The organism is Roseovarius salis (assembly GCF_044472985.1).
Lineage (GTDB): Bacteria > Pseudomonadota > Alphaproteobacteria > Rhodobacterales > Rhodobacteraceae > Roseovarius > Roseovarius salis.
Genome location: NZ_JBISDG010000011.1, coordinates 40,014 through 62,711, shown reverse-complemented (window position 1 = coordinate 62,711; position 22,698 = coordinate 40,014). Strand labels below are relative to the sequence as shown.

The following is a 22,698-nucleotide window of genomic DNA, read 5'->3' as shown; positions in this document are numbered from 1 at the left end:
CCGGTCCCTGGAGATCCGCGCTCCTGCCCGTCGCATCAATGACAAGCCGCCATCCCCTTGCCACCCGGCAATTGCCGCCTGCCATGCCCGCGTGCTAAGCTGACTGCAAAAGAGGCAGAGCAGGCCCGGTCTCATGACCGCATTGAAACAGTACCAACGGCTGGAAGCGTCGGGGTTGTGGCGCGCCTCGCCGCAGGCGCAGCGGGCCGACGTGATCGTCTCGATCGGCGATGCCACGCTGGTGATCAGCGACATGCAGGAACGTGCCCTCGCGCACTGGTCGCTCGCGGCCGTGGAACGGGCCAATCCCGGCCGGCAACCGGCGATCTATCACCCTGACGGCGATCCCGGCGAAACGCTGGAACTGGCCGCGGACGAAACCGAGATGATCGCCGCGATCGAGACGCTGCGCACGGTGATCGACAGGCGCAGGCCCCATCCGGGGCGGCTGCGGCTGGTCGTTCTGCTCGCGGTGATCGCCGCGGTTCTGGCGGCGGCGGTGACGTGGCTGCCGCAGGCGCTGCGCCGCCACGCCGTATCCGTGGTGCCGGACGTCAAGCGCGACGAGATCGGCGACGCGCTTTTCCGACAGATCCAGCGGGTCGCGGGACCGCCCTGCGGCGCGCCGGGCGGGGACGAGGCGCTGGAACGGCTGGCGGCGCGGATCCCCGGTCCCGACGGTGGCGGGGCGCTGGCCGTGATGCGTGACGGCGTCCGCGAAACCGTGCACCTGCCCGGCGGGAGGATCCTGCTCGGCCGGTCGCTCGTCGAGGACCACGAGGAGCCCGATGTGGTCGCCGGATACCTGATCGCCGAAAGGCTGCGGGCCGAGACGACGGACCCGCTTGCCAAGCTACTCAAGGAAAGCTCCGTCTGGGCGAGCTTCCGGCTTCTGACCACGGGCGAACTGGGTGAGGACACCCTGCGGGAGTACGCCGAGACCTTGCTGACCGCCGACCGGCCGCCCGTCGACGAACAACTTCTGCTCACCGGGTTCGCCGCCTGGGGCGTGCGGTCCACGCCATACGCCTACGCGGTGGATATCTCGGGCGAGACGACGCTTGGGCTGATCGAGGCCGATCCTTACGCGACCGAGATACCGCAGCCAGCGATGCGCGACGCCGACTGGTTGCGCCTGCAGGGCATCTGCGGCGGCTGAACGCCGCCGCAGATGCCCCTGCGGTCACTTGCGCAGGAACGCCCGGGAATATCCCATGCCGCGCACACGTTGCAGCCCGGCCGTCAACTGCGCCTGCGTCTCGAACGGGCCGGCAAGGACGATCTTGTAATCCTTGCCGTTGCGGGTGATATCGCCCATTCGTGCGGGCAGGCCCGAATTGGCGACCTGCTTGGCGGCACGCATGGCGTGGTCCGGATCGGGAAAGGCGCCGAGTTGGACGTAGCGATGGCTGGCCGATTCCGCCCGCGGCGTTGTCTCGGCCTGCGCGGGTGCGGACCGGGTGGAGACGCGCGCCGCCGCGGTCTGCCGCGCCGGTGCCGGCGCATTTCGGGCCGACGGATGCTGGCCTTGCGCCGCGCCCGCGTGGCGCGTCGTGCCGCGGGTGGACACGCCGGCCAGCGCAGACTTCTGCTCGGCATAGCTGGTGTAGGGATAGCGCAGGCCGGGGTAGTGGCGTGTTACCACCTGGCCGGTCTCACGGATGATAAGGCGGCGCGGCACTGTCTTGGTCCAGACGAGATCCATCTGCGCCTTGCCCGCAAGCGTCTGGTGCGCGCGCCTTGTATTCAGGCGATCATCCTCCCATACGGGGGCATAGCCGTCAGGCACGCGCACGCCACGCGTGCTGGCCAGCTGCCTTTCGTAAACCCGCTTGGGCGCCACCCTTGCCGGACCGGTGCGGTAGCCTGTCGCCCCCGCGCGCGGGACGGTGGTATAAGCGGGTTTGCGCGACGTGTCGCGGACCGGCGCCGCGGTCGTCCGCGCGCCGCTCTTGTAAGTCACGTGCGGCGCGCTCTGCGGACCGCACCGCACGCTCAGACCGGTGCTGGTGTTGATGTATTTCTGCGAAAGCGGGCTCGCCCCGCGGCACACGGCGGAAACGACGCGCTTGTTGTCGGGCTTCGCAACCGCCTTTTCCGGCGCTTTCGGCTTGACCGGCGCGGCCGGCGGAGCCGGCGCCCTGCGGTAGGACGGGGCACGGGCCGCGCGCGGCTTTGGGTCGGGCGCCTGCTCGACCGCGGCCGTCCGCGGTGCCGGCTTGGCCGCGGGCTCCGGCTCGCTCTCGGCGGCGGGCCGTGGGGCGGGGGTGTCCGGCCGCGCCGATGCGGTCAGCGTCGGTTTGAAACCGCAGATATGCTCGCGGCTCCGCGTCATGCGCGGCACCCACGTCACATTGCCGTCCACCCCGGCGCGGATGAACACGCAGCCCTTGCTGTCGACGTATTGACGCCCCTGGTAGCCGTCCGGCGGAAATTCCGCCGGCACGATCTTGTCGGATGACTGGGCCTGCACCGTAGCAGCCCCGCAAGACACGACGATGGCAGCCGTCGCCAGAACGCTTGCAAGTCTCATTTTTCCCCCAGAACTTATGGGGATAGATTGCCCGATAATATCGTGTCCGTAAACAGGTTTTCCCTACTTGGTGCCGTACATACGGTCGCCCGCGTCCCCCAGCCCCGGCAGGATGTATCCCTTTTCGTTGAGCCGCTCGTCGAGCGCCGCCGTCACGATCGGCACGTCCGGGTGCGACGCCTTCATCCGTGCCACGCCCTCGGGCGCGGCCAGCAAGCACAGGAAACGGATGTCGCGCGCGCCGGCCTGCTTGATCATGTCCACCGCGGCGGCCGAGGAATTGCCCGTGGCCAGCATAGGATCAACGAGTATCGTCAGCCTTTCGCCCAGAAGCTCGGGCACCTTGAAATAATACTTGACGGGTTTCAGCGTCTCCTCGTCCCGATAAAGACCGACGAAACCCACGCGGGCCGAGGGAATGAGCTCCAGCATCCCGTCGAGCAGACCGTTGCCCGCGCGCAGGATCGAGATGAGCGCCAGCTTGCGCCCGTCGAGCACCGGCGCATCCATCTCCTCGAGCGGCGTCTCGATGTGCCGCGTGGTCATCGGCAACTCGTGTGTCACCTCGTAGGCGAGCAACTGGCTGATCTCGCGCAGGAGCTGGCGGAACACGGCGGTGGACGTATCCTTTTCGCGCATCAGCGTCAGCTTGTGCTGAACCAGCGGATGCTGGACGATTGTAAGGTGCTCTTTCATGTCGGTATCCGTCCCGTGCGCGTTTCGCTTTCCGCCTGTTTTCCAGAAAGCCGCCCCGGGGGCAACGCCAGAGTGGTGGTCTAGCTCGTTCCGCGGGGCAGGAAACTGCGCCCCGGCCCCGCCTGCGCCAGGTCCAGATGCGCGGCCACGCTGGCCGCAACATCCACGAAACCGACACGGCCGATCCCGCCGCGCCCCCCGCCGGCCACCAGCACCGGCACGCACTCGCGGGTGTGATCGGTGCCGCGCCAGGTGGGATCGTTGCCGTGATCGGCGGTCACGATCATCAGATCGCCGGCACCAAGGTGCGGCAGGATCGCACCGATCCCGGCATCGAACCGTTCCAGCGCAGCGCCGTAGCCTGCCGCGTCGCGGCGGTGGCCGTACAGGGAATCGAATTCCACGAAATTGGCGAAGGTCAGGCTGCCCGGCTCGGCGGTTGCCACCATGCGCGAAAGGTGTGCCATCAGCTCGCTGTCAGGTCCGGTCGCCACGTCGTCGATGCCCTGCATGGCGAATATGTCACCGATCTTGCCGATGGCGTGCACGCGCCCGCCCGCCGATCGCACCCAGTCGCACAACGTCGGCGCGGGGGGCCGCATGGAAAAGTCGCGCCGGTTGGCGGTGCGGGTGAAGCCATGGGGCTCGTCGCCCCGGAACGGGCGGGCAATGACGCGGCCCACGCGCATCTCGTGAAGCATCGGGGCAATTTCCCGGCAGAGCGCAAGCAACCGGGTCAGGCCGAACCGTTCCTCGTGCGCGGCCACCTGAAAGACGCTGTCGGCCGAGGTGTAGCAGATCGGCCAACCGCTGCGCATGTGCGCGTGGCCCAGTTCCTCGATGATTTCGGTGCCCGAGGCGCGGCGATTGCCGAGGATGCCGCTCGTCCCCGCCGCGCGCTTGACCGCTTCGACAAGCTCCGGCGGGAAAGCGGGCTCGGTATCGCCAAAGCGGTGCCACTCGAAGGGCACCGGCACACCGGCCAGTTCCCAGTGGCCGGAGGTGGTGTCCTTGCCGTGGGAGCGTTCGGTCGCCGCGCCCCACAGCCCCGCAGGCACAGCCCCGAGACCCGGCGCCGTCTCGCCAGAGGCGAGATCCAGCGCGGCACCGAGCCCGAGCCCGTCAAGGTGCGGCAGGTGCAGCCCGCCGCACGCCCGGGCCACGTGGGCCAGCGTATTGGCCCCGGTATCCGGATGACCGTTGTTGAAATACGCCCCCGCATCCGGCGCCCCGCCGATGCCGACCGAATCCATCACCACCAGAAACGCCCGCGCCATCACGACACCAGTTCATAAACGAGTGGCGGCAGCGCCGGCGGGTCGTCACCGATGATGATCGCCGCCTGCAGCATCGCCTCGGCCTGCGCCGCCTGCCCGGCGCAGGCGGCATGGACACGCACGAGCGGCTGGCCGGTTTCCACGCACGCACCGAGCGGGACCACGTCGGACAGCCCCACGCGCGGATCGACCCTGTCGCCTTCCACCTGACGCCCACCGCCAAGCGCGATCACGGCAAGCCCCATCGCCTCGCCATCGATTGCCGCGACATGGCCGGGGCGCGTCGCCGCGACCTCGCGGATGACCGGCGCCTCGGGCAGAAAGCGCCCCCAGTTTTCGGTGAACCGGGCGGGCCCGCCCTGCGCGGCCACCATGCGGCCGAACCGCTCGGCCGCGCGCCCGTCGCGGATCGCCTTTGCGACCGCCCTCTCGCCGTCTTCGCAGGTATCGGCCAACCCGGCGCCGGCCAGCGCCCGCCCGCCCAGAACCGCCGTCAGCTCTGCCAGACGTCCTGCCGCCTGCCCGGTCAAAACGCGCATGGCGCAGGCAACTTCGAGCGCGTTGCCAAGAGCCGGAGCCAACGGCTGGTTCATGTCCGAGATCACAGCGCCCGTCCGGCATCCGGCGGCATTGGCCGTATCCACCAGCGCCCTTGCCAGCGCGCGGGCCTGCCCGATCTGCTTCATGAAGGCACCGCTGCCCAGCTTGACGTCGAGCACCAGACCATCCAGCCCGGCCGCCAGTTTCTTCGACAGGATCGACGCGGTGATGAGGTCGAGGCTCTCGACCGTTGCGGTCACGTCGCGCACGGCGTAAAGGCGCCGGTCGGCCGGGGCGATCCGGGCGCTCGCCCCCACGATCGCGCAGCCCGCCTCGGTCACCACGCGGCGCAATTGCGCCGCGTCGAGTCCCGTTGCAAAGCCCGGGATCGCCTCCAGCTTGTCAAGCGTACCGCCGGTATGTCCAAGCCCCCGGCCCGATATCATCGGCACGAACGCCCCGCAGGCGGCCAGTGCGGGGGCGAGCACGAGGCTCACGCAATCGCCGACCCCGCCCGTGGAGTGCTTGTCGATCACCGGACCGTCCAGCGCCCAGCCAAGCACGTCACCGCTGTCGCGCATCGCCAGGGTCAGCGCCGTGCGTTCCCGGGCATCCAGCCCCTTCAGCAGCACCGCCATGGCAAAGGCCGCCGCCTGCGCATCGCTTACAGAACCGTCCGCAAGCCCTTTGGCGAACCAGGAGAACTCCTGCGATGTCGCCCCGTGACCATCCCGCAATGCCGCTATGATGCCCCGTGCATCCAACGCCTTAACCGCGGCTCATGTTCTGGCTGGTGAACGCGCCGGGCAGCAGCCCCGACAACGTGGCGGTCCGCTGCACGCCCGACAGCGTCGCCATGATCACGCGCACGTCGCCCTTGCCGAACTCGGCCAGTCTCTGCCGGCATCCGCCGCACGGCGTCACCGGCTCGCGGGAATCCGCGATCACGGCCACCTCGGCAATCTCGGTGTCACCCGCCGCGACCATTGCCGCGATGGCCCCGGTCTCGGCGCAGGTTCCCTCCGGATAAGAGGCGTTCTCGACGTTGCAGCCAACGAAAATGCGCCCGGAGGCCGACCGCACGGCGGCGCCGACGCTGAAACCGGAATACGGCGCATGCGCGTTCTCCCGGGCTTGGCGGGCGTCGTCCAGAAGCGGCATCTGCACCTCCTTGCGGTCATGGCGCGCGAAGGCGCCGGCAGATTCAGATTGCGCGGCGCGCGGCGGACATGCAAGCTGCCGCCGCAAAAGGCCGCCGCGGCCGAGGCACGGCCGGACAGGCGGAAAACTAGTTTACCGCTAAACTAGTTCGCGGGAAGGGAGGCACATGACCGACAGCCACAAGGAGACCCTGCGTCAGGCCGCGCTGGCATATCACGAGCATCCCAAGCCCGGAAAGCTGGAAATCCGCGCGACCAAGCCGCTTGCCAACGGGCGTGACCTTTCGCGCGCCTATTCGCCCGGCGTCGCCGAGGCGTGCCTGGAGATCAAGGCCGACGAGAGCGCCGCCAGCCGGTATACCGCGCGGGCCAACCTCGTGGGCGTGGTCAGCAACGGCTCCGCCGTGCTGGGGCTTGGCGATATCGGTGCGCTTGCCTCCAAGCCGGTCATGGAAGGCAAGGCTGTCCTGTTCAAGAAGTTCGCCGGGATCGACTGCTTCGACATAGAGGTGAACGAAACCGACCCCGAGCGCATTGCCGAGATCGTCTGCGCGCTCGAACCCACCTTTGGCGCCATCAACCTCGAGGACATCAAGGCGCCCGACTGCTTCATCGTGGAGCGGCTGTGCCGCGAACGCATGAACATCCCCGTCTTTCACGACGACCAGCACGGCACCGCCATCGTGGTGGGCGCCGCGGCGACCAACGCCCTGCACGTGGCGGGCAAGTCCTTCGCCGACATCAAGATCGTCTCCACGGGCGGCGGGGCGGCGGGCATTGCCTGCCTCAACCTGCTGCTGAAGCTCGGCGTGAAGCGCGAGAATGTCTGGCTCTGCGATATTCACGGCCTTGTCCACGCGGATCGGGCGGAGGACATGACGCCGGAGAAGGCGGCGTATGCCCAGAAGAGCGACAAGCGAACGCTCGACGAGGTGATCGAGGAGGCGGACCTGTTCCTGGGGCTGTCAGGGCCCAATGTTCTCCGGCCCGAGCATGTGCGAAAGATGTCCGGCCGGCCGATCATCTTCGCCCTTGCCAATCCGACGCCCGAGATCATGCCCGACATCGCCCGCGAGGTGGCGCCCGACGCGATCATCGCCACGGGGCGCAGCGATTTTCCAAACCAGGTCAACAACGTATTGTGCTTTCCCTTCATCTTCCGCGGTGCACTGGACGTCGGGGCGACCGAGATCAACGACGCCATGCAAATCGCCTGCGTCGAAGGGATCGCCGAACTCGCGCGCACGACGACGAGTGCCGAGGCCGCGAGCATCTACAAGGGCGAGCAGTTGACTTTCGGCGCCGACTACCTGATCCCCAAGCCGTTCGACCCACGGCTGTCGGGAATCGTCTCGACATCGGTGGCGCGCGCGGCAATGGAAACGGGGGTCGCGGCGCGGCCGCTGACCGATCTCGACGCCTACAAGGCCGATCTCGATGCCAGCGTCTACAAGTCCGCACTGCTCATGCGCCCGGTTTTCGACGCCGCCGCGACCGCCGAGCGCCGCATCGTCTTCGCCGAGGGCGAGGACGAGCGCGTGCTGCGCGCGGCACAGGCGATACTGGAGGAGACGACCGAACAACCCATCCTGATCGGCCGGCCCGACGTCATAGGCACGCGATGCGAGCGCATGGGCCTGGAAATCCGGCCCGAGCGGGATTTCAACATCGTGAACCCCGAGAACGATCCGCGCTACCGCGATTACTGGGGAACCTATCACGACATAATGAAACGGCGCGGCGTCACCCCTGACCTCGCCAAGGCCATCATGCGCACGAACACCACGGCCATCGGTGCCGTGATGGTCCACCGGAACGAGGCGGATTCGCTGATCTGCGGAACCTTCGGCGAATTCCGCTGGCACCTGAATTACGTCACTCAGGTGCTTGGCTGCGCCGAGTACCGGCCTCACGGTGCGCTTTCGATGATCATCCTCGAGGACGGCCCGATCTTCATCGCGGACACCCATGTGCGCGTTCACCCCTCTCCCGAGGATCTTGCCGAGACCGCGATCGGCGCGGCGCGGCATGTGCGCCGCTTCGGGGTCGAGCCCAAGGTCGCGCTCTGCTCGCAGTCACAGTTCGGCAACCAGGGCAGCGACTCGGGCAAGCGCCTGCGGGCGGCGCTGGAAATTCTCGACGGTGAACCGCGCGATTTCGTCTACGAGGGCGAGATGAACGTCGATGCGGCGCTCAATGCCGAGTTGCGCGCACGGCTCCTTCCCGACAACCGTATGGACGGGGCGGCCAACGTGCTGATCTTCGGCAACGCCGATGCCTCCAGCGGGGTGCGGAACATTCTCAAGATGAAAGCGGGCGGCCTGGAAGTCGGGCCCATCCTGATGGGCATGGGCAACCGCGCGCACGTGGTCACGCCGGGCATCACGGCGCGCGGCCTGCTCAACATGGCCGCCATCGCCGGAACACCGGTCGCGCATTACGGCTGAACGGGCGGCGTCAACCCGGCATTCACCTCCGGACGGTAAGACGGCGGCGTTCCAGCCCGGAGTGTGCCATGCCCAACAGCCCTGCCCGCGCCTGCCCGCCCCCCCGAGACGACCGCCCCGCGCCGACTGCCCCGGTGGCCGGCGATGTCCCGCCCGTCGACGTGCCCGGCAGTGACAGGCTGATCGCGCGTCTTGCGCGGCATGCCGGCCAGCTGGGCTTCGAGATGGTCGATTTCGCCGGTTTCACGGAGGAACTGGATCGCCGGTCCGCCGCTCAACTCGAAACGCTCGGGCGTGCCCGCGACAATGCCGACGCGGTCATCACCGCGAACACGGCCATCCTGCACGGGGTTGAGACCATGCGAACCGCGACGGGGGAAACCGCCGAGCTGGTGCGGGGCGCGGTCAAGCGGGTGCAGGGCACAGCCGAAAGGTCAGGCGAGGTCGCGCACCAGATGGCCGAGATGGCCGAGCAGGTTTCGGACGTGCTCACCGCCCTTGAACACGTGCGCAAGAGCAACCGCAGCATCAGCGATATCGCCTCCCAGGTCACGATGCTGGCGATCAATGCCCGGATCGAGGCCACCCGCGCGGGCGAGGCCGGCGCAGGCTTTGCCACCATCGCCAATGCCATCAACGAACTCGCGGTGACGACGTCGGACACGGCAAGAACGATCCAGTCGGGTGTCGAAGGTCTTAATGAAACGCTTCGTCGTCTCGAGGGCGGCTCGGCCGCGGTCAGGGACAAGACCGGACAGGTGATCCGCGACAACGAGGAAACGGACGCCGCGCTGACGCGGATCGCGGCGGCGATGGACACGCTGAACACGCAGACCGAAACCGTGCTGTCGGAGGCCGAAACCGTGCGCGGCGCAACCGACAACTTCGCCCCGGCCTTCAAGGATGTCGAGACATCGATCGGCGATACGTCAAAGCGCATCTCGGACATGCGCGAACGTGCCGACAAGCTGGTCGATCACTCCGAGACGATGGTGCAGGATACCGTCGGTCTCGGGGCCGCAACGGGCGACCAGCCGTTCATCGACCGGGTTCGCGCGGATGCCGCGCGGATCTCCGCGCTGCTGGAAGAGGCGGTCGCCACCGGCCGCATCAGCGAGAGCGCGCTGTTCTCGCGCGAGTACGAGCCGATCCCGGGCACGCGGCCGCAACAGATGATGGCGCCCTTCACCCGTCTTGCAGACGCGCTGTTCCCGCCCGTGCAGGAGGCCGCGCTCGACCTGTCGGATCAGGTCATTTTCTGCGCGGCGGTCAACCGCGACGGCTATCTGCCGACACACAACCGCAAGTTTTCAAGGCCGCAAGGGCCAGACGAGGAATGGAACACCGCCAACTGCCGCAACCGGCGCATCTTCGATGACCGCGTGGGCCTGAAGGCGGGCCGGAACACGCAGGACTTCCTCCTGCAGGTCTACCGCCGCGACATGGGCGGGGGCACCTTCAAGCTGATGAAGGATGTGTCGGCGCCGATCAGCGTGCGCGGCCGGCACTGGGGCGGGCTGCGCCTGGCATATCTCGCCTGATTCGCCGGACCACGCTTTGCAAATTTTGCAAACTCGACGACTATAGCGCGTTTTCCTGAAAATTTTTATGGATTTGCAAAAATTTGCAGCCTCGTGGCGTCACGACCTGCAAATTTCTGCGATAATCTGCCACGCACTTCGGCGTCTCTCTTGCCGTGGCGGCGGGCGGTCTCGTAACACCATGTTCAATTGGGACCGGAGGAGGAAGACCAATGGGATACAAGGAGGTCTATGACAGCTGGAAGCAGGACCCCGAAAGCTTCTGGATGCAGGCGGCCGAGGCGATCGACTGGGATCGCAAGCCGTCCAAGGCACTCTTCGACGACAATGCCCCGCTTTACGAATGGTTCTGCGACGGCCAGGTGAATACCTGCCATAATGCCGTTGACCGCCATGTCGCGGCCGGCCACGGCGACCGCGTCGCGATCATCCATGACAGCCCCATCACCGGCACGAAGCAGAAGATCACATACGCGGAGTTGCAGGACCGCGTCGCGGCGCTGGCCGGGGCCCTGAGGGCGCGGGGGATCGAGAAAGGCGACCGGGTCATCATCTACATGCCGATGGTACCGGAGGCGCTCGAGGCGATGCTGGCCTGCGCGCGGCTTGGCGCGATCCACTCGGTTGTCTTCGGCGGCTTCGCCGCGAACGAGCTGGCCGTGCGCATCGACGACGCGCACCCCAAAGCCATCATCGCCGCATCCTGTGGGCTGGAACCCGGTCGCACCGTTGATTACAAGAGCCTCTACGACGGGGCGATCGCGCAGGCCAAGCACAAGCCGGAGTTCTGCGTCATCTTCCAGCGGGAACAACACCGGGTCGCACTGGAACCCGGCCGCGACGTCGACTGGCACGAGGCGCAGCAGGACGCGCAACCGGCCGACTGCGTGCCGGTCGAGGGCAACCACCCCGCCTATATCCTCTACACTTCCGGCACGACGGGCGCCCCCAAGGGCGTGGTGCGTCCAACCGGCGGCCATCTCGTCGCGCTGAACTGGACCATGAAGAACATCTACAACGTCGAGCCGGGCGAGGTGTTCTGGGCCGCCTCCGACGTGGGCTGGGTCGTCGGGCACAGTTACATCTGTTACGCGCCGCTGATTCACGGGAACACCACCGTCGTGTTCGAGGGCAAGCCCGTCGGCACGCCCGACCCCGGCACCTTCTGGCGCGTGATATCCGAGCACAACGTGCGCAGCTTTTTCACCGCCCCCACGGCATTCCGCGCGATCAAGCGCGAGGATCCAGAGGGCGAGTTCGTGCGGAAATACGACCTTGGCTGCCTGCGCGTGCTGTATCTGGCAGGGGAACGGGCCGACCCGGACACCCTGACCTGGGCTGCCGACCAGCTCGGTGTGCCGGTCGTGGATCATTGGTGGCAGACCGAAACCGGCTGGACCATCACCGGCATCCCGATGGGCATCGAGGAGATGGAGATCAAGATCGGCTCTTCGGGTGTGCCGATGCCCGGCTACGACATCCAGATACTGGACGAGGCCGGACAGCCGCAGGGGCCGAACACCCTCGGGGCCGTGGCGGTCAGGCTGCCGTTGCCACCCGGCACGCTGCCGACACTGTGGAACGCGGAGGAGCGTTTCCGGAAATCCTACCTCAACACCTTCCCGGGTTACTACGAGACCGGCGATGCGGGCATGATCGACGAGGACGGGTATCTCTACATCATGGCGCGTACCGATGACGTGATCAATGTCGCCGGGCACCGCCTGTCAACGGGGGGTATGGAGGAAGTGCTGGCCGAGCATCCCGACGTGGCCGAATGCGCTGTCATTGGCGTGACCGACGCACTCAAGGGCCAGCTGCCCGTGGGGTTCGTCTGCCTGACCAAGGGTGTGAACCGGCCGCATGAAGAGATCACGCGGGAATGCGTCAAGCTCGTGCGGGACAAGATCGGCCCGGTGGCCGCGTTCAAGCTGTGCGTGGTCGTGGACCGCCTGCCCAAGACACGGTCGGGCAAGATACTGCGGGGCACCATGGTCAAGATTGCCGACGGGCAGGAATTCAAGCTGCCTGCCACGATCGACGACCCGGCAATCCTCGACGAGATCAGGGCCGCGCTGGAAACGATCGGGTACGCGAAAACATGATCGCGGCGGCGCCCCGCATGGCGGGGCGCCTACCACGTGATGACAATCGCACCGCCGGGCCCGTCCCCGTGCTGGTGGATGGTGACGTCCGTATCGTCGCCGTTCTGGATCACGGTGGCCTGCTTGTTGTCGCCACTCTGTCGAATTTCCGCGCTGTTGCGGTTGCCGTTCTGGCGGATGGTCGCACGGCTGCCGCGGCCCGACTGCGTGATGCCCGAGCGGTTGCCGCGCCCCGTGCGCTGCACGCTGGCCACATTGCCCTGCCAGCCCGTCCGCGCCGACCAGCCATCGGGCGCGCCAACGAAAGGTGAGGGCCGGTCCTCGGGGCTAACCTGCTGGAAACCGCCGCGATCGGACGGATCAGCAGCCACGATACCGGATACAAGGGACAGGCATGCCGCGAGGCACAGGGTCTGGACGGGGGAACGGGTCATTTCGGTCTCCTTATTGCGGTCGGGTCACGCCGTGCGGCGCCGGCTCATTGCCAGCCGGCCTGAACCACGAGACAGGCATCACCATGGCCGGACTGGCTGACATCGGCCGAGGTGCCTTCTCCGTACTGGAAAATGCCGCAGGCGTGGCCGGCGCCATTCTGGCTCAGCGTTGCGGTGTGGTTGTCGCCATCCTGTTCGATCACACCCAGATGGCCGTTGCCGCTCTGGTGCAGGCCGGCGGCATTGCCGTCGCCCGCCTGAGAGACATGCCCGCCGGCCTCGATCCCTTCATGGGCGGCATAGAGTCCCAGGCCGATCTTCATGATCTTTGCCTGACTGGCATTTTGCGGCTCGACGGTGAGGCTGACGGACCCGCCGGCACTGGCGGCGCCCGCGACAAGAGTGCTCAGCGCGATTGTTGCGGATACGAGTATGCGTTTCATCTTGGATCTCCCCTTGGAATGATATTGGCGTGCAGGTTGGTTCAGGGCGTACGCTGTCCCCGGACGGAGCGGCAGACGATGTCGTCCCCATCCCATGAGAGGGTGAGTTCGGCCTCGTAGTCGCCGGGATCCCCCCCGAAATTCGCACTGCCAAGCGTGGCGGAGCGGCCCGCCTCGACAGCGAATGCCCCCGACTGCTCGATCACGGACGAACCGTGGGCGCCGCTTTGCAAGACGTTGAGCGCGTAGCGGCCACGAGCGGTCGTGTCAGCATGAACGTGGCCTTCCAGCTGCACCCCCGTCGCGGTTGACCGCGTAACGATTTCGCAGCGCAGGGGTGAATCCGCCGTGGCCGTTTCATGCGCGGTGCTCGGCAAAGCCTCGGCGAGCACTGCAGCAACCGGAATGGCGGCCAGCACCGAAAGGCGAAAGGCAAGAGTCGCAACTGTCATGACTGGTCTCCTTGCAATGTGAGGGTCGGGCGCCGGGGCGTCATGCGGCCCCGGCGCTTGGGTTCAGTCCTGCACCACGACAGCGACGTTCCCGTTGCCATGCTGTGCTGTGCTGGCGGAATTCCCGTGGCCGGTCTGGATCACGCCGACGGCGTTGCCGTGACCGGTCTGGCTGGTATCGGCATCTTGGTGCCCGCCGAACTGGGCCACGCCGGCTATGTTGCCCGATCCCGTCTGGCCCGTCGTGGCGGTGTTCTTGTGACCCGACTGGCCAACGACGGTGCGGTTGCCAAACCCATCCTGCGTCGAAATGGACGTGTTGCCGTAGCCGTCCTGGTAGACGCTCAGCTTGTTCCAGTGGCCATTCTGGGATCCGGCGGCGCCGTTGCCGCTACCCCACTGCTTGATCGTGACGTTGTTACCGCCGGCCATGGCCTCGACCGTGAGGCCGCCCATGATCGTCAGGGCAAGTGCAGTGGTCTTGAATATGCGCGCAAAGGTCATCGGTCTTTCCTCTCTTCCTGTTGCATTGGTTGCGTGTCGCCGGGGCGACGGGTCGATCTCGTTTTCGATCAGGCGAGGGTGTCGCGCTGTCGATGAGTCAGGTCTGAGCGGTGTTCGCGATGACAGGCAATATCCCCGCCGGGATATCCGATTACGGGGCCGGGACGGGGCATGGATATCGGATAACATTTCTGTTTTTTATTTATATTTCTGGTATTTACCTTCGTTTCCGCCACGCAGGCGGAAACGGCGCATGCCGAGCGAACATGACGCGAAGCGGCACGTTCGGGCACGCGGATACGCAATCGAAGGTGGCGGTTACTCGAACTGTTCCCGGATCAGCCGCTCTTCCAGCCCGTGGCCCGGATCGAACAGGAGCCGGTGTTCGATGCTGGGTTCCGACCGGATCTCGACCCACAGCACGTTTTCTACCCACAGGCTGTCGGCATCGGCCATCACCGGTCGCTTCGCGGCGTCCAGCACGTCGAAACGCACCTTTGCCGACTTCGGCAGCAGCGCGCCGCGCCATCGCCGCGGCCGGAATGCCGCCACCGCCGTCAGCGCCAGAACATCGGACCCGATCGGCAGGATCGGGCCATGGGCCGAATAGTTGTAGGCGGTCGAGCCAGCGGGCGTCGCCACAAGCGCTCCGTCGCAAACCAGCTCGGCAAGCCGGAGCCGCCCGTCGATCGTGATCTTGAGCTTGGCCGCCTGCGGTCCGGCGCGCAGCAAGGACACCTCGTTGATCGCCAGTGCCTCGTGCACCTTGCCGTCGAGCGTCATCGCCTTCATGGCCAAGGGGTTGAGCACGGCCTCCTCGGCGGCGTCGAGGCGCTCTATCAGATCGCTTTCGCTGTATTCGTTCATGAGAAAGCCGACAGTGCCGCGGTTCATGCCGTAGACCGGCGCCGACAAGTCCTGCGTGTCGTGCAGGGTCTGCAACATGAACCCGTCCCCCCCGAGCGCCACGATCACGTCGGCCTCCGACACCGCGACATTGCCGAAACGCTGGATGAGCGCGGCGCGGGCGGTCTGGGCCACGGGGACGTCGCTGGCGACGAAGGCGATCTTGCGGTCCATTTCCATGAAAACTGTTTCCGATGCGCCTTTTTCTTGGCCATTGCGCTACGCGCTCTACCGTGTTGCGCCAGTTATGACGGTCCCGCAAGGGGTTTTGTCGCTTTACAACCTTTCAATGAGACCGCGTTTCCTATAGGAAATCGCGCAATTGCCACACGCACGGAGTCACACACCATGCCTCATGACGGAAACCAGCCCTTTGACGGCAAAGCGTTTTTCACCGAAGCCCTCGCGGCGCGCGACCCGGACGTGGCGGGCGCCATCGAATCGGAGCTCGGCCGGCAGCGCGACGAGATCGAGTTGATCGCATCCGAGAACATCGTCTCGGCCGCCGTCATGGAGGCACAGGGTTCCGTCATGACGAACAAGTACGCAGAGGGCTATCCGGGCCGTCGCTACTACGGCGGATGCCAATACGTCGATATCGTCGAGAACCTCGCTATAGAGCGCGCAACCCGGCTGTTCGGCTGCGGTTTTGCAAATGTCCAGCCCAACTCCGGCAGCCAGGCCAACCAGGCCGTCAACCTCGCCCTGCTCAAGCCGGGCGACACGATCCTCGGGATGTCGCTGGATGCCGGCGGGCACCTGACCCATGGCGCCGCGCCCAACCAGTCGGGCAAGTGGTTCAACGCCGTCCAGTACGGCGTGCGCAAGGAAGACAACCTGATCGACTACGACCAGGTCGAGACGCTGGCCAAGGAACATCAGCCGAAACTGATCATCGCCGGCGGTTCGGCCGTGCCGCGCCAGATCGATTTCGCCCGGATGCGCGCAATCGCCGACATGGTCGGGGCGTACCTGCATGTGGACATGGCCCATTTCGCCGGCCTCGTTGCGGCGGGCGAGCATCCCTCGCCCTTCCCGCACGCGCACGTGGCCACGACGACCACGCACAAGACCCTGCGCGGTCCGCGCGGCGGAATGATCCTGACCGATGACGAGGCACTGGCCAAGAAGTTCAACTCCGCCATCTTCCCCGGCATCCAGGGCGGCCCGCTGATGCACGTGATCGCCGCCAAGGCTGTGGCGTTCGGCGAGGCGCTCCAGCCGGAATTCAAATCCTACATCCGTCAGGTGATCACCAATGCGCAGGCGATGAGCGACCGGCTGATCGAGGGCGGACTGGACACCATCACCCACGGGACCGACACGCATGTGCTGCTGGTCGACCTGCGTCCAAAGGGCGTCAAGGGCAACGACACGGAAAAGGCGCTCGGTCGCGCGCACATCACCTGCAACAAGAACGGCGTGCCGTTCGACCCGGAAAAACCCACCGTGACCAGCGGTATCCGCCTTGGGTCGCCCGCGGCCACGACACGCGGCTTCGGAGAGGCCGAGTTCCGGCAGATCGCCGACTGGATCGTGGAGGTCGTTGACGGGCTGGCGGCAAACGGGCCGGACGGCAACGGTGCGGCCGAGCAAAAGGTCAAGTCCGAGGTGGCCGACCTCTGCGCCCGCTTTCCGCTCTATCCTAACCTCTGATCCGCGGGAATGCCCTGCGAAGCCCTCGGCGAGGGGCTTCGCCACTTGCCGGACACGCTGCGGCGCGGCACCGGCGCTGTCAGCGGCCGGTCACACCAGCCCCTGCCATTGCAGAAAAGCGGCCAGCCCAAACGCAAGCAGGATCAGGTTTATCACCACGACCGCCAACACCGACAAGATGGCATGGCGCCGCCTATCCGCCCGGTCGATGCCCTTGAGGTGTGCCGTCAACGCGTCGAACGCGGCATCCAGCCGCGCGGGGTCGTTCAACCGCGCGAGCTTGGGATGCGCCATCCTGCGCGCGGCCCCCGTGATATCGCGCGCCGCGCGGCGTCCGGCGCGGGGCAACCGCCGCCCGGCACGCGCCAGCCGCGTCTCGAGCCCGCTCCCGCGCACGCCGAGCTTGGCCCGGAGCAGCGCGCTCAGGGCATCAGACCTTTCCCGGAACTTTTCTGGTTCGATCATGCACCGCTCTCCCGCCCGAACAGGTAGCGCATGCGGCACCCCCGCTCAACAGGTCTGGTCTATGCCGGGCACCGGCGCTATCACGGCACCATGCTGAACCAAATCGCACATGGCACGCCAACCGACCACCCCAACCTCGTCATCGCGCATGGGCTTTACGGGTCCGGCCGCAACTGGGGAGTGGTCGCCAAGCGGCTCGCGGACAGCCGCCACGTTGTGGCGGTGGACATGCGCAACCACGGCGAAAGCCACTGGTTCGAGTCACATACCTATCACGATCTTGCCGCGGATCTCGCACAGGTGCTCGAATACCAGCAGCCGCCATGCGACGTGCTGGGCCATTCCATGGGCGGCAAGGCGGCGATGGTTCTGGCGCTTTCCCGGCCGGAGCTGGTGAAACGCCTCGTCGTGGCCGATATCGCGCCGGTGTCGTACACCCACACCCAGATGCAATACATCAAGGCGATGCGCGCGGTTGACCTGTCGGGTATCGAACGCCGTTCGGATGCCAGGGATCTGCTGGCGCCGCATCTTGACGACCCGGAACTGGTATCCTTCTTTCTACAGTCACTCGACGTGAAGAACCGGCGCTGGACGCTCAATCTCGATACGCTGGAGGCCGAGATGGATCATATCCTCGGGTTTCCCGTCACGACCGGGCGTTTCGAGGGCGAGACGCTGTTTCTGACCGGCGCCGAGTCAGGCTATGTCACGCGCGCGCACCGCTCGGTGATAAAAGAGCTGTTTCCCAGGGCACGCTTCGCCAAGATTCCCGGCGCGGGGCACTGGCTCCATGCCGAGAAACCGCGAGAGTTCGAGGCGGCCGTGCGGACATTCCTGCAATAGCCGCCCCGCCCCGCCGTCAACGGGTTTCGTACAGCTTCCTTGTAACGACGTAAGTGACCGGAAAGGCGGCCACGAACCCGATGGCGGCGGCGATCAGGATGGGCGTCAGGGTGTCCTGCCCGATCACCAGCGCGGCGATCACCGCCACCCCGGCCAGCGTGGCGCCGATGAAAAGATGCAGTATCAAGCCCAGCCAAATCATGGCGTCCTCCGGTTACGTGTTCCTGCGCCAATCGGCCTAGCAACCGCCGAGCCGGCTGACATTGATCCAAGTCAGCCTCTCGGCCGGATATCCGTGCTATGGTATTCGTGCCATCATGGCCATGGAGGGGCCGATGATCACGCTGGACGACATAGAGGACATGACCTGCCTGACGCGGGAAGAAATCGACGCGGTGGCAGAGCACGAGCATCTGCCGGAGGTCAGCGCCTCGCTACTGGCCGAGTACACGATGCACCAGCCGCACGGGCCGCAGAAGGTGCAGCAGATGATCTGCGAGGATATCCGCGACGCGTTGCACAAGGACGACCTTGCCCATGCGCGCGCGCTTTACGCGGTGCTGCACCATTACCTTTCGGAACACCCCGAGGCTGTACGCGGCTCGGCACCGGGCTGAACGTCAGACCTCGGGCGCGGTCGGGTCCGGCAGGCCGCCGCTGTTTCGTGTATGATCGAAGCCGGGGTCGCGCCGTTTGATCCGCCGCGAGATCAAGTAGGCCGCCGGCCATGACAGCAGCAGCCCCAGTGCGGCCGCCGTCACAATGGCGGGCCAGCCGTAGAAGCCCAGGCTAAGCACCGCGATGACAAATCCGCCGGTCAGAACCGGGCCGGTCGCCAATGTCAGTATCAGGCTCAGTCGGTCCATGATGGTCCTCCTTTCCTTTCACCCCCGAGCTAGGCAGCCCGGCAACGGCTGTCAGGGCGCGATCAACCGGATGTGAAACCAGCGCCCGGTCACTGCCCGCATCGGCGGGTCTTTGCGCACGACTTGTCATCCTCGCCCGGTCGCCCCCACCTGCGGGGCAAGGAGGTGACGCAATGGCACGCCGGATGATCATGCTGCAATTCATGGCCGCACTCGCGGCCTGCGAGACGACAGAAGGCTTCGTGCAGGATGTCGAGAACACCACCGAGGCCGTCATCAACGAGTAGGAGGCGCCAACTGTCCGGGCCTCCCGCGCCAAATGCACGACGAAAGGAGTTTCAGATGTTCCGCAAATTCTTGATCGCCACCACGCTGGTCGGCGCCCTGCCCGCCCTCTCGGCCTGTGGCCCCGCCATCGGCGCGGGGGCTATCGTGGCCACCGACGAGGTCGTCGAGGAGAAAGAGGGCGGCGACGGGCTGTTCTAGGGTCCGGGCCGGGCATCGGGGCCGGGCGTGCCCGGCCCCGCGCGGTTCACTCGATCCCAAGCATCTTCTTTGCGCGTGCCAGCGTCTCGACCGATGCCGCGTGCTCTCCGGCCGCGTGCATTTCCTCGCCCTCGGCGCGCAGGGCCTTGACCTTGGCCATGTTTTCATCCGAAAGCTGCGCGGTCTCCATCGCCGAATCGATCTTGGCCATGTCCATCGGGCACTGCCCGGCCAACGCGGGCGCGGCGAGCAGGGCGAGAAAGGCTGCCAGGGCAAGATGTTTCATGTCGTGTCCTCCCGTTGCTTTTGTCCCCTTGGATATAGGGCGCCGAAGCTCCGGTGCGAGTCGGCTGGCGGGTTTCCGCCGGGCTTGCGATTGCCGCGCATGCACGCACGAATGTGCGCGCTACTCGTCCATCTTCAGCGCCGAGATGAACGCCTCCTGCGGGATCTCGACCTTGCCGAACTGGCGCATCTTCTTCTTGCCCGCCTTCTGCTTCTCCAGCAGCTTCTTCTTGCGCGACACGTCCCCGCCATAGCACTTGGCGGTGACGTCCTTGCGCATGGCGCTCAGCGTCTCGCGCGCGATGACCTTGCCGCCGATGGCCGCCTGGATCGGGATCTTGAACATGTGGCGCGGGATCAGGCCCTTGAGCTTCTCGCACATGGCCCGCCCGCGGGTTTCCGCGCGGTCGCGGTGGACCATCATGGAAAGGGCGTCCACCGGCTCGTCGTTCACGAGGATCTGCATCTTCACGAGGTTGTCGGCGCGGTAGCCGGTGATCTCGTAGTCGAAGCTGGCATAGCCCTTGGTCACCGATTTCAGCCGGTCGTAGAAATCGAACACCACTTCGTTGAGCGGCAGGTCGTAGACCACCATCGCGCGCCCGCCCACATAGGTCATGTCGGTCTGTATGCCGCGACGATCCTGGCACAATTTCAGTACGTCGCCCAGGTACTCGTCGGGCACGAGGATCGTGGCCTTTATCCGCGGTTCCTCGACATGGTCGACATGGGTCATGTCGGGCATGTCGGCGGGGTTGTGCAGGTCGATGCGCTCGCCGTCTTTCATGTAGACATGATAGACGACCGAGGGCGCCGTGGTGATGAGCTCGATGTCGTACTCGCGCTCGATCCGGTCGCGGATCACCTCGAGGTGAAGAAGCCCCAGAAAGCCGCAACGGAAACCGAACCCGAGCGCGGCGGAGCTTTCCATCTCGTAGGAAAAGGAGGCGTCGTTGAGCGCCAGCTTCTCGATTGCATCGCGCAGATCCTCGAACTCGGCCGAGTCGACCGGGAACAGGCCGCAGAACACCACCGGAACGGACGGCTTGAACCCCGGCAGCGGCTTGTCGCAGGGCCGTTTCTCGTGCGTGATGGTGTCGCCCACGCGGGTGTCGCGCACCTGCTTGATCGAGGCGGTAATGAAGCCGATCTCCCCCGGGCCGAGTTCGTCCACGACGGTCATGGCGGGACGGAAGACACCGATACGGTCAACGTTGTAGGTGGCGCCGGTCTGCATCATCTTGATGCGGTCGCCCTTTTTCATCGTGCCGTCCATGATCCGCACCAGCACCACGACACCGAGGTAAAGGTCGTACTTGCTGTCCACCAGCATCGCCTTGAGCGGCGCGTCAACATCGCCCTGCGGCGGGGGCAGATGATGGATGATGGCCTCCAGCGTCTCGCGGATGCCCTGCCCCGTCTTGGCGGAAACGGGGATCGCGCCCGAGGCGTCGATGCCGATCACATCCTCGATCTGCTCGGCAACACGGTCGACGTCGCTTGCGGGCAGGTCGATCTTGTTGAGCACGGGGATGAGCTCGTGATCCGCGTCGATGGCCTGGTACACGTTGGCCAGCGTCTGCGCCTCGACCCCTTGCGTGCTGTCCACCACCAGAAGCGACCCCTCGACCGCCCGCATCGAGCGGGAGACCTCGTAGGAGAAATCCACGTGCCCCGGCGTGTCGATGAGGTTGAGCACGTACTGCTCGCCGTCATCGGCGGTGTAGTCGATGCGGACGGTGTTGGCCTTGATGGTGATACCGCGCTCGCGCTCGATGTCCATCGCGTCCAGCAGCTGTTCCTTCATGTCCCGTTCGGGCACCGTGTCCGTCATCTGGATCAGCCGGTCGGCCAGCGTGGATTTGCCGTGGTCGATATGCGCCACGATGGAGAAGTTCCGGATGTGCGAGAGCGGTGTCATGAGGTGGGGATATGCGGTGGAACGCGGGGAGGGTCAATAGCCCGCATGTGGCCAGAGACGCCGAGTCATGCCACACTGGGCCCCGATGCAAGGGAGGTGTCCCATGTCGCAGAGCAAGGCGATTCATGCCCGTGTGACCGGCCGTGTCCAGGGCGTTTCCTTCCGCGCCTGGACGCAGGGCGAAGCACGGGCGAGAGGGTTGGCAGGATGGGTCCGCAACGAGCCGGACGGGGCCGTGACGGCGGTGATCGCCGGCCGCACCGAGGCCGTCGATGACATGGCCGGCGCGCTGGAAACAGGACCGCCCGCGGCGGTGGTAGAGGCCGTCGAGACATCCAGAACGGACTGGCCGGGGACAGACACGTTCGACATCCTGCGCTGAGCGGGGTCAGCCGCGCGGCGCCCGGAAGAATGCCGTCAGCATGTCAAAGACGATGCCGCCGGTCAGATACGGGCGATAGGGGCGGGCGTGGCGGATGGCGATGTCGGCCGCTGGAGGTCGGTACCGGCTGATCGTGGCGCGCAAGGTGGCATGACGGGCCGGGTGACCTAGCTTTCCCGCGACAGGGGAGAGGCGACATGCAGTATGCCGCGTTATACATTGTCACCGCAGCGGTCTTCTTCGGCCTGGATTTTCTGGGTCTGCGCTACCTGATCCGGCCGGTTTTCGCCCGCCATGCCGAGGCCCTCTTGCTGGAGGGGTACCGCGCCGGGCCGGCACTCGTTTTCTACCTGTTCTATATCGGCGGGCTGTTGTGGTTCGTTTCCGTCCCGGCCCTGCGGGCGGGCTCGGCCAGCCAAGCCTTGATGAATGGCGCGTTTCTCGGCGCGCTGGCGTATGGCACGTACGAGTTCACCAACTACGCCACGCTGAAAGCATGGCACCCGGCCATGGTGGCCGTGGACCTTGCATGGGGTACGGCGTTGACGGCCGTCGCGGCCGCGGCAGGCGTGGCTGCCGTCAGGCTCGTCTCGTGACGACAGGTGCGGCGCGCATGCCACGCAAAGGCCCTATGGCGCAGAGTTTTTCCACCGCACTGCCGTAATCTCGCACGATTGCGCTGCGACGCTTTCATTTCATTTTGAGAATCAAGGTAAAACGGATCGAGATGATGTTGAAAGCGTTCCTCGGCTT

The 22,698-nt window shown here is 66.1% G+C and carries 26 protein-coding genes; 11 read left to right on the top strand and 15 right to left on the bottom strand.

All coding sequences use genetic code 11. The annotated features are described in order from the left end of the window. Positions 1-133 precede the first annotated feature (133 nt). Positions 134-1,159 (top strand): hypothetical protein, encoded by a 1,026-nt coding sequence (locus ACH13J_RS06275; protein ID WP_397542459.1) that lies wholly within the window; start codon positions 134-136, stop codon positions 1,157-1,159. A gap of 24 nt (positions 1,160-1,183) precedes the next feature. Here the strand turns inward: ACH13J_RS06275 and ACH13J_RS06270 are convergent, their stop codons facing one another. From ACH13J_RS06270 to ACH13J_RS06250, 5 genes are all read right to left on the bottom strand, one after another. Then, a complete protein-coding gene (locus ACH13J_RS06270; protein ID WP_397542458.1) occupies positions 1,184-2,533 on the bottom strand; it encodes an SPOR domain-containing protein in 1,350 nt (449 codons plus the stop codon). Between the two features lie 63 nt (positions 2,534-2,596). Then, complete coding sequence (upp, locus tag ACH13J_RS06265; RefSeq protein WP_397542457.1) at positions 2,597-3,229, bottom strand: uracil phosphoribosyltransferase; 633 nt, start codon at positions 3,227-3,229, stop codon at positions 2,597-2,599. Between the two features lie 80 nt (positions 3,230-3,309). Then, positions 3,310-4,506, bottom strand: coding sequence for a phosphopentomutase (locus tag ACH13J_RS06260; RefSeq protein WP_397542456.1), 1,197 nt, complete (start codon positions 4,504-4,506; stop codon positions 3,310-3,312). Next, positions 4,506-5,810, bottom strand: a complete 1,305-nt coding sequence (locus ACH13J_RS06255; protein WP_397542455.1) for a thymidine phosphorylase — start codon at positions 5,808-5,810, stop codon at positions 4,506-4,508. The genes ACH13J_RS06260 and ACH13J_RS06255 overlap by 1 nt, the downstream gene beginning before the upstream one ends. A gap of 4 nt (positions 5,811-5,814) precedes the next feature. Continuing rightward, positions 5,815-6,207 (bottom strand): cytidine deaminase, encoded by a 393-nt coding sequence (locus ACH13J_RS06250; RefSeq protein WP_397542454.1) that lies wholly within the window; start codon positions 6,205-6,207, stop codon positions 5,815-5,817. A 166-nt stretch (positions 6,208-6,373) separates the two neighbouring features. Here ACH13J_RS06250 and ACH13J_RS06245 point away from each other — a divergent pair, with 166 nt between their 5' ends. From ACH13J_RS06245 to ACH13J_RS06235, 3 genes are all read left to right on the top strand, one after another. Continuing rightward, complete coding sequence (locus tag ACH13J_RS06245) at positions 6,374-8,653, top strand: NADP-dependent malic enzyme (RefSeq protein WP_397542453.1); 2,280 nt, start codon at positions 6,374-6,376, stop codon at positions 8,651-8,653. 68 nt (positions 8,654-8,721) lie between these two features. Further along, positions 8,722-10,194, top strand: a complete 1,473-nt coding sequence (locus ACH13J_RS06240) for a methyl-accepting chemotaxis protein (RefSeq protein WP_397542452.1) — start codon at positions 8,722-8,724, stop codon at positions 10,192-10,194. Between the two features lie 212 nt (positions 10,195-10,406). Beyond that, a complete protein-coding gene (locus ACH13J_RS06235; protein ID WP_397542451.1) occupies positions 10,407-12,299 on the top strand; it encodes a propionyl-CoA synthetase in 1,893 nt (630 codons plus the stop codon). 29 nt (positions 12,300-12,328) lie between these two features. On the opposite strand, the gene ACH13J_RS06230 is transcribed toward ACH13J_RS06235, so the two are convergent. The 5 genes from ACH13J_RS06230 to ACH13J_RS06210 all read right to left on the bottom strand — a co-directional run bounded on the left by ACH13J_RS06230 (position 12,329) and on the right by ACH13J_RS06210 (position 15,212). Then, complete coding sequence (locus ACH13J_RS06230; protein ID WP_397542450.1) at positions 12,329-12,733, bottom strand: hypothetical protein; 405 nt, start codon at positions 12,731-12,733, stop codon at positions 12,329-12,331. A gap of 44 nt (positions 12,734-12,777) precedes the next feature. Continuing rightward, positions 12,778-13,176, bottom strand: coding sequence for a hypothetical protein (locus ACH13J_RS06225; RefSeq protein WP_397542449.1), 399 nt, complete (start codon positions 13,174-13,176; stop codon positions 12,778-12,780). A 41-nt stretch (positions 13,177-13,217) separates the two neighbouring features. Beyond that, a complete protein-coding gene (csgH, locus tag ACH13J_RS06220; RefSeq protein ID WP_397542448.1) occupies positions 13,218-13,628 on the bottom strand; it encodes a curli-like amyloid fiber formation chaperone CsgH in 411 nt (136 codons plus the stop codon). A 63-nt stretch (positions 13,629-13,691) separates the two neighbouring features. Next, positions 13,692-14,132, bottom strand: a complete 441-nt coding sequence (locus tag ACH13J_RS06215) for a hypothetical protein (protein ID WP_397542447.1) — start codon at positions 14,130-14,132, stop codon at positions 13,692-13,694. A 318-nt stretch (positions 14,133-14,450) separates the two neighbouring features. Then, positions 14,451-15,212: an NAD kinase gene (locus tag ACH13J_RS06210; protein ID WP_397542488.1), complete on the bottom strand. Its 762-nt coding sequence runs from the start codon at positions 15,210-15,212 to the stop codon at positions 14,451-14,453. Positions 15,213-15,386: 174 nt separating this feature from the next. Between ACH13J_RS06210 and glyA the strand changes: the two genes are divergently transcribed. Beyond that, positions 15,387-16,694 (top strand): serine hydroxymethyltransferase, encoded by a 1,308-nt coding sequence (gene glyA / locus ACH13J_RS06205; RefSeq protein WP_397542446.1) that lies wholly within the window; start codon positions 15,387-15,389, stop codon positions 16,692-16,694. 90 nt (positions 16,695-16,784) lie between these two features. Here the strand turns inward: glyA and ACH13J_RS06200 are convergent, their stop codons facing one another. Then, entirely contained in the window at positions 16,785-17,159 is a 375-nt protein-coding gene (locus tag ACH13J_RS06200; protein WP_397542445.1) for a hypothetical protein, read from the bottom strand. 90 nt (positions 17,160-17,249) lie between these two features. Here ACH13J_RS06200 and ACH13J_RS06195 point away from each other — a divergent pair, with 90 nt between their 5' ends. Then, positions 17,250-18,005, top strand: coding sequence for an alpha/beta fold hydrolase (locus ACH13J_RS06195; RefSeq protein WP_397542444.1), 756 nt, complete (start codon positions 17,250-17,252; stop codon positions 18,003-18,005). Positions 18,006-18,021: 16 nt separating this feature from the next. Here ACH13J_RS06195 and ACH13J_RS06190 read toward each other — a convergent pair whose 3' ends face one another. Continuing rightward, entirely contained in the window at positions 18,022-18,207 is a 186-nt protein-coding gene (locus ACH13J_RS06190) for a CTP synthetase (protein WP_397542443.1), read from the bottom strand. Between the two features lie 61 nt (positions 18,208-18,268). On the opposite strand from ACH13J_RS06190, the gene ACH13J_RS06185 reads away from it, so the two are divergent. Beyond that, the gene (locus tag ACH13J_RS06185) at positions 18,269-18,622 is read left to right on the top strand and encodes a hypothetical protein (protein WP_397542442.1); all 354 of its coding nucleotides are present in this window, start codon (positions 18,269-18,271) and stop codon (positions 18,620-18,622) included. A 3-nt stretch (positions 18,623-18,625) separates the two neighbouring features. On the opposite strand, the gene ACH13J_RS06180 is transcribed toward ACH13J_RS06185, so the two are convergent. Then, the gene (locus tag ACH13J_RS06180) at positions 18,626-18,871 is read right to left on the bottom strand and encodes a hypothetical protein (protein ID WP_397542441.1); all 246 of its coding nucleotides are present in this window, start codon (positions 18,869-18,871) and stop codon (positions 18,626-18,628) included. 173 nt (positions 18,872-19,044) lie between these two features. On the opposite strand from ACH13J_RS06180, the gene ACH13J_RS18565 reads away from it, so the two are divergent. Both ACH13J_RS18565 and ACH13J_RS06175 read left to right on the top strand, forming a co-directional pair. After that, positions 19,045-19,158, top strand: a complete 114-nt coding sequence (locus ACH13J_RS18565) for an entericidin A/B family lipoprotein (RefSeq protein WP_449619225.1) — start codon at positions 19,045-19,047, stop codon at positions 19,156-19,158. A 55-nt stretch (positions 19,159-19,213) separates the two neighbouring features. After that, positions 19,214-19,357: a hypothetical protein gene (locus ACH13J_RS06175; protein ID WP_397542440.1), complete on the top strand. Its 144-nt coding sequence runs from the start codon at positions 19,214-19,216 to the stop codon at positions 19,355-19,357. A 46-nt stretch (positions 19,358-19,403) separates the two neighbouring features. Here ACH13J_RS06175 and ACH13J_RS06170 read toward each other — a convergent pair whose 3' ends face one another. Next, positions 19,404-19,643 (bottom strand): hypothetical protein, encoded by a 240-nt coding sequence (locus tag ACH13J_RS06170; RefSeq protein WP_397542439.1) that lies wholly within the window; start codon positions 19,641-19,643, stop codon positions 19,404-19,406. Positions 19,644-19,763: 120 nt separating this feature from the next. Then, positions 19,764-21,563 carry a translation elongation factor 4 gene (gene lepA / locus ACH13J_RS06165; protein WP_397542438.1) on the bottom strand — a complete coding sequence of 600 codons (1,800 nt, stop codon included), beginning with the start codon at positions 21,561-21,563 and terminating at the stop codon, positions 19,764-19,766. A gap of 103 nt (positions 21,564-21,666) precedes the next feature. Between lepA and ACH13J_RS06160 the strand changes: the two genes are divergently transcribed. Next, positions 21,667-21,945: an acylphosphatase gene (locus tag ACH13J_RS06160; RefSeq protein ID WP_397542437.1), complete on the top strand. Its 279-nt coding sequence runs from the start codon at positions 21,667-21,669 to the stop codon at positions 21,943-21,945. Between the two features lie 197 nt (positions 21,946-22,142). Then, the gene (locus ACH13J_RS06155) at positions 22,143-22,541 is read left to right on the top strand and encodes a DUF2177 family protein (protein ID WP_397542436.1); all 399 of its coding nucleotides are present in this window, start codon (positions 22,143-22,145) and stop codon (positions 22,539-22,541) included. Positions 22,542-22,698: the final 157 nt, after the last annotated feature.

Coding starts and splice junctions, on each gene's coding strand:
- ACH13J_RS06275 (WP_397542459.1), top strand. CDS start 134: ATGACCGCATTGAAACAGTACCAACGGCTGGAAGCGTCGGGGTTGTGG.
- ACH13J_RS06270 (WP_397542458.1), bottom strand. CDS start 2,533: ATGAGACTTGCAAGCGTTCTGGCGACGGCTGCCATCGTCGTGTCTTGC.
- upp (WP_397542457.1), bottom strand. CDS start 3,229: ATGAAAGAGCACCTTACAATCGTCCAGCATCCGCTGGTTCAGCACAAG.
- ACH13J_RS06260 (WP_397542456.1), bottom strand. CDS start 4,506: ATGGCGCGGGCGTTTCTGGTGGTGATGGATTCGGTCGGCATCGGCGGG.
- ACH13J_RS06250 (WP_397542454.1), bottom strand. CDS start 6,207: ATGCCGCTTCTGGACGACGCCCGCCAAGCCCGGGAGAACGCGCATGCG.
- ACH13J_RS06245 (WP_397542453.1), top strand. CDS start 6,374: ATGACCGACAGCCACAAGGAGACCCTGCGTCAGGCCGCGCTGGCATAT.
- ACH13J_RS06240 (WP_397542452.1), top strand. CDS start 8,722: ATGCCCAACAGCCCTGCCCGCGCCTGCCCGCCCCCCCGAGACGACCGC.
- ACH13J_RS06235 (WP_397542451.1), top strand. CDS start 10,407: ATGGGATACAAGGAGGTCTATGACAGCTGGAAGCAGGACCCCGAAAGC.
- ACH13J_RS06230 (WP_397542450.1), bottom strand. CDS start 12,733: ATGACCCGTTCCCCCGTCCAGACCCTGTGCCTCGCGGCATGCCTGTCC.
- ACH13J_RS06225 (WP_397542449.1), bottom strand. CDS start 13,176: ATGAAACGCATACTCGTATCCGCAACAATCGCGCTGAGCACTCTTGTC.
- csgH (WP_397542448.1), bottom strand. CDS start 13,628: ATGACAGTTGCGACTCTTGCCTTTCGCCTTTCGGTGCTGGCCGCCATT.
- ACH13J_RS06215 (WP_397542447.1), bottom strand. CDS start 14,132: ATGACCTTTGCGCGCATATTCAAGACCACTGCACTTGCCCTGACGATC.
- ACH13J_RS06210 (WP_397542488.1), bottom strand. CDS start 15,212: ATGGACCGCAAGATCGCCTTCGTCGCCAGCGACGTCCCCGTGGCCCAG.
- glyA (WP_397542446.1), top strand. CDS start 15,387: ATGCCTCATGACGGAAACCAGCCCTTTGACGGCAAAGCGTTTTTCACC.
- ACH13J_RS06200 (WP_397542445.1), bottom strand. CDS start 17,159: ATGATCGAACCAGAAAAGTTCCGGGAAAGGTCTGATGCCCTGAGCGCG.
- ACH13J_RS06195 (WP_397542444.1), top strand. CDS start 17,250: ATGCTGAACCAAATCGCACATGGCACGCCAACCGACCACCCCAACCTC.
- ACH13J_RS06190 (WP_397542443.1), bottom strand. CDS start 18,207: ATGATTTGGCTGGGCTTGATACTGCATCTTTTCATCGGCGCCACGCTG.
- ACH13J_RS06180 (WP_397542441.1), bottom strand. CDS start 18,871: ATGGACCGACTGAGCCTGATACTGACATTGGCGACCGGCCCGGTTCTG.
- ACH13J_RS18565 (WP_449619225.1), top strand. CDS start 19,045: ATGGCACGCCGGATGATCATGCTGCAATTCATGGCCGCACTCGCGGCC.
- ACH13J_RS06175 (WP_397542440.1), top strand. CDS start 19,214: ATGTTCCGCAAATTCTTGATCGCCACCACGCTGGTCGGCGCCCTGCCC.
- ACH13J_RS06170 (WP_397542439.1), bottom strand. CDS start 19,643: ATGAAACATCTTGCCCTGGCAGCCTTTCTCGCCCTGCTCGCCGCGCCC.
- lepA (WP_397542438.1), bottom strand. CDS start 21,563: ATGACACCGCTCTCGCACATCCGGAACTTCTCCATCGTGGCGCATATC.
- ACH13J_RS06160 (WP_397542437.1), top strand. CDS start 21,667: ATGTCGCAGAGCAAGGCGATTCATGCCCGTGTGACCGGCCGTGTCCAG.
- ACH13J_RS06155 (WP_397542436.1), top strand. CDS start 22,143: ATGCAGTATGCCGCGTTATACATTGTCACCGCAGCGGTCTTCTTCGGC.